At 73.2% G+C, this 1934-nt stretch carries 1 protein-coding gene and 1 pseudogene; one reads left to right on the top strand and one right to left on the bottom strand.

What is annotated here, in order from left to right; translation table 11 throughout:
- Positions 1 to 919: pseudogene (locus JS521_RS35420) on the top strand (serine/threonine-protein kinase); the annotation flags it as partial.
- A gap of 35 nt (positions 920 to 954) precedes the next feature.
- On the opposite strand, the gene JS521_RS37115 reads toward JS521_RS35420, so the two are convergent.
- Positions 955 to 1833, bottom strand: coding sequence for an alpha/beta hydrolase (locus tag JS521_RS37115; protein ID WP_307848014.1), 879 nt, complete (start codon positions 1831 to 1833; stop codon positions 955 to 957).
- Between the last annotated feature and the right edge of the window lie 101 nt (positions 1834 to 1934).

Genomic DNA, 1934 nt, shown 5'->3' with positions numbered 1-1934 from the left:
GCCCGACGCGACCCCCACGCCCACGCAGTTCTCCTCGGGGCCGCAGGCGCCGGGCAGCCCTCACCCGTACACCCCGACCGGATACGCGGTGGCCGCCGCACCGACACAGACCGGACCCGCCGCGCCCGGAGCCCCCGGACCCGTACCGTCCGGCCACTGGCAGCAGAACACCCGGCCCCAGGGCCATTCCACTCCGCCGCCCCACCACCAGTCCGGTTTCCAGCAGCCCGGCTTTCCCCCGTCCGGTTTCCAGCAGTCCGGCTTCCAGCAGCCGGGCTGGGGCCAGCCCGGTTTCCAGCCCGTCGGTCCCCGGCCCAAGCGGACCGGCCTGATCGTCGGCGCGTCGGTCTTCGCCGCGCTCATCGTCCTCGGACTCATCGGCAAGTTCGCGCCGGACGAATCCGACAAGTCCGGCAAGGATGACCGGGCCACGTCGTCCGCCAACGGCGGTTCGGGCGGCAGCGGTTCCGGGGACAAGGTCCGGGAGAAGCCGGCCGACCCCCGGCCCGTTTCCTACGAGGGCATCGACGTGACCGCGAACTACGCGCTGAAGCTCGCCGACAACCCGCCCCGGCCGCAGGAGGACGACGGCAGCGGTGTCAGTTACGGCAAGGGCGACTTCTACTTCTACTGGGACTCCCTCTTCGGCGACGAGCGGGTCGGCAGCGCCAACGGCAAGCTGGTGGTGCTGAAGAACTCGCAGAAGGGGTCGCTGAAGGTCTGCCGTGAGGAGACCCGCTTCACCGAGAAGATCGAACTCGACCAGCTCACGTCCGGCTCGCAGATCTGTGTGCTCAGCAAGGCCGGGCACATCGCCGTGGTGACCTACCGGGGCAAGGCGGGCCCGGACGACCCCAGCCGCTACATCACGATCGACCTGACCGTCTGGCGCAACGCCGAGGAGGCGCGGCAGAGCTGACGGCCGGTCAGTCCAATCCGGTCAGCCCGTCCCGGTCAACAGGTGGCATCGGGGCGGACGGGCTCCAGGTCGACGAGATAGGCGTCGACCTGCTCCGTGACGCAGGCGTCGCCGCGCCCGTAAGCCGTGTGCCCCATCCCCTCGTACGTGAGCAGCATCCCGCCCGGGAACTGCTCCGCGAGGCTCACCGCCTCCTCGTACGGGGTGGACGCGTCGCCGGTGGTGCCCACGACGAGCACCGGGGCCACCCCGTCGGCCTCGACCCGGTGCGGCTTTCCTTCGCCGGACGGCCAGCCGCGGCAGGTGAGTTCGGCGGTCACCGCGGCGGTGCCGTAGACACCCGCGGCCTCCTCCGCGCGCGGCAGGGCGTCCCAGTAGGCGTCCAGACCGCGCGGGTGGGGAACGTTCAGGTCGCGGGCCGCGTCCTGGGTGCCGACGTGCCGCAGCAGGTCGCCGCTGTGCCGCTCGCAGTCCTCCGTGGCGGCCCGCGCTCCCTCGGCGGCGGCGGTGCGCTCCTTCTCCGTACGGGGGTGGAGCGGGGCGACGCCTTCCGGGGCGGGGGGCTCCGACGCGTCCTCCCCGGCCCCGGCTTCGTCCTCGTCCTCGTCCGCCGTGCAGGTCAGGGCCGGGACGCTCGCACCGACTCCGCGCGGGTCGACGGCGACGATGTCGAAGCGGTCGCGGGCCGCCCTGCCGAACGCCTCGTCCATGCCCTCTTCGAGGGACTGGACCCCGGGCGCCCCCGGACCGCCCGGGTTGTAGACGAGCGAGCCGATGCGCCGGTCCGGCTTCCCGGTCGCCGCACGCGCCACCGGCAGGACGAAGGTCTCGTCCACGGCGAGCCCGGCGGCACGCAGGGCCGCGGCCACGCCGAAGCGGAGGTTGGCGTCGTCCTCGACCAGCAGCACTCTCACGCCGTCACCCTAACCGCGCCGGGCGACGGTGGTGAGGCAGGTCAGCGGCCCGACGGTACGCAGGTCAGGGCCCCTGCCCCACCCCCGTCGGGGCCCTGACC

It is taken from the genome of Streptomyces durocortorensis (assembly GCF_016901035.1).
In the GTDB taxonomy this organism is placed as follows: domain Bacteria; phylum Actinomycetota; class Actinomycetes; order Streptomycetales; family Streptomycetaceae; genus Streptomyces; species Streptomyces durocortorensis.
This window is presented reverse-complemented; position numbering and strand designations above follow the sequence as displayed.